This window comes from Desulfofundulus sp. (assembly GCF_049701015.1).
Classification (GTDB): domain Bacteria; phylum Bacillota; class Desulfotomaculia; order Desulfotomaculales; family Desulfovirgulaceae; genus Desulfofundulus.
Genome location: NZ_JBNATZ010000408.1, coordinates 1 through 1728 on the forward strand (window position 1 = coordinate 1; position 1728 = coordinate 1728).

Sequence of the window (1728 nt, forward strand, 5' to 3'; positions counted from 1 at the left end):
CGCATGTCCGGTGGTGTGAGAGGACGGGGGCTAGCCGCCCCCTCCTACTCGATTTGGCATCCGGCACCGTATTAACCTTTGATAACCGCCAGGGGTTGTAATCTAATCTTAATTTCTACCAGATCTTTCTGCTCTTCCATTACCTGATCTATATCCTTGTAGGCCTGGCGGCACTCTTCTGCCAGATCCCCCTTTTTGTCCTTAAAAAGCTCAACTCCCAGAGCCTGCATCTCTTTAATAACTTTTTCTACCGGTATGCGTCGACGGGCTTCATTTCGACCCATTACTCGCCCAGCTCCATGGGAGCAACTGGTAAAACTTTCAGGGTTGGCCAGGCCCCGGCAGATGTAAGAAGGGCTACCCATGGAACCTGGTACGATTACCTCTCCCACCGCCCGTACGGCTCCTTTGCGGTGTACAATCAGTTGCTGGCCAAAGTGCTTTTCTAAAGAAGCATAGTTATGGTGCACATCAAGTTCTTTATCCCAGGCAAAATCAGGTAGGAATGAGCAAAAAACTTCCAGGATTACTCTCATCATGTGGGCCCGGTTCTCCCGTGCAAATTCCAGGCAATACTGCATGGCTGTAAGGTAATTTTGCCCTTCATTGGTATTGATGGGCAAATAGGCAAGTTGCCATTCTCTGGGGACGGGAGAACCATACCTTTCATTCAAATGGATGGCCAGGCGGTTATAGTAATCGGCTACTTTTTTTCCAAAGTTTCGAGAACCGGAGTGTAGCATGATCCATATATAATCCTGATCATCCCTTTGAATTTCTATAAAGTGATTCCCCCCTCCCAGCGTACCCAACTGGTACCTCGCATTTTCCAGTTCTTCCCGGATGACCGGTACATCTGGCGCACGGTTAAAGAGGGGATTACTTTGAGGTTTTTTATGGTGATTGAAGCCAGTGGGAATGGCCCGTTGGACTTTGCTTAGAATATCCCTTAAACGGGGCCTGGCAATTGCAGCTCTTTGGTTTGTTCTTACCGCCCGCACCCCACACCCTATATCAACTCCTACGGCGTTCGGGATGATTACCCCTTCTGTGGTCAGTACTCCCCCGATAGGCATGCCGTAGCCCTGATGGACGTCTGGCATCAGGGCGATGTGGTGTCGGGCATACGGGTGATTTGCCAGGTTCCGGGCCTGTTCCAGGGCGCCTTCCTCAATTTCGCTGGCCCAAAGTTTAATGGGTAACCTTTCTCCTGTTATGACTTTCATTGCCTCACCTCGCCGGGAAGAATTATAACACGGAATTCCATAAAAAGCCAGGATAGCTTCCAGGAGATTTTTAGCATATTAATTCACCTGGTTGCAAATAAATAAAATACAATATTTTATTCCGCACCAACCACAAGGAAATTACCTAAGGAGGACGTATCATGACCTGGTTGGACTTTCTGGATAATCGTCCCAATCCTGGCATCCAAAGACAGCAGATATCCTTTCATGTCCGTGAAGCACAGAAAGCAGCCTATGAAATGGGAGTAATGCTTAGCCAGCTGGCTGCGTCCCAGCCACAATTATCCCAGCAGTTCAGCCAGCTCCAGCACTTAAACACACGTGTCGGAGATCTGCTTCAGCAAGTCCAGCAACAACTGGATCCGCCTCAGGCATAGTTGTCCTGTGTGATAAAAAAAGCTTTTGGGCAGGATCCCAAAAGCTTTATACTTGTGCGCCCGGCATGGGCGTTAACTTGGTGGTGAAAGTCCACTGCAGGCGA

2 protein-coding genes are annotated in these 1728 nt (G+C 49.0%); one reads left to right on the plus strand and one right to left on the minus strand.

What is annotated here, in order from left to right:
• Positions 1 to 71: 71 nt before the first annotated feature.
• Positions 72 to 1226, minus strand: coding sequence for an RtcB family protein (locus tag ACPLUI_RS14920; RefSeq protein WP_424661027.1), 1155 nt, complete (start codon positions 1224 to 1226; stop codon positions 72 to 74).
• Between the two features lie 161 nt (positions 1227 to 1387).
• Here ACPLUI_RS14920 and ACPLUI_RS14925 point away from each other — a divergent pair, with 161 nt between their 5' ends.
• Entirely contained in the window at positions 1388 to 1624 is a 237-nt protein-coding gene (locus ACPLUI_RS14925) for a hypothetical protein (RefSeq protein WP_424661028.1), read from the plus strand.
• The last annotated feature ends 104 nt before the right edge of the window (positions 1625 to 1728 follow it).

What these genes read in the sequence shown, in the direction of transcription:
- ACPLUI_RS14925 (WP_424661028.1), top strand. Translation starts at nt 1,388, where the DNA reads ATGACCTGGTTGGACTTTCTGGATAATCGTCCCAATCCTGGCATCCAA.
- ACPLUI_RS14920 (WP_424661027.1), bottom strand. Translation starts at nt 1,226, where the DNA reads ATGAAAGTCATAACAGGAGAAAGGTTACCCATTAAACTTTGGGCCAGC.